This window comes from Paenibacillus xylanexedens (assembly GCF_007676705.1).
Taxonomy (GTDB): Bacteria; Bacillota; Bacilli; order Paenibacillales; family Paenibacillaceae; genus Paenibacillus; species Paenibacillus xylanexedens_C.
The window spans coordinates 1-243 of the sequence record NZ_VEBF01000579.1 but is presented as its reverse complement, the minus strand read 5'-3'; the positions used below and the strand labels follow the sequence as shown (position 1 = coordinate 243).

Sequence of the window (243 nt, the reverse complement as noted above, 5' to 3'; positions counted from 1 at the left end):
TAGCCCATCTGGAGAAATTTGGGAGGGATATGGATAGGAAGGAAATGTGGGTTTTTGTTATAGTGGAAAAAGAGGTGATAGATGTTGTGGGATGAGCCTGTGGGAATCTGGGGTGTGTTGAAGCGGGAGTGTGGGAGAATTTGGGGTTTGTAGGGGTCAAGCATGAGAACACCGTGGTGGGGGCGGTGTACGGTGTAGAGGTCAGGATGTTTGCGGAGATGTAGCTCTTGATAATTGATGGTG

1 protein-coding gene is annotated in these 243 nt (G+C 49.0%); it reads right to left on the bottom strand.

Features of this window, described 5'->3' with window-relative positions; all coding sequences use genetic code 11:
• On the bottom strand, positions 1-239 hold a 239-nt coding region (locus FS628_RS33370; protein ID WP_369008924.1), incomplete at its 3' end, for a DUF4385 family protein.
• Positions 240-243: the final 4 nt, after the last annotated feature.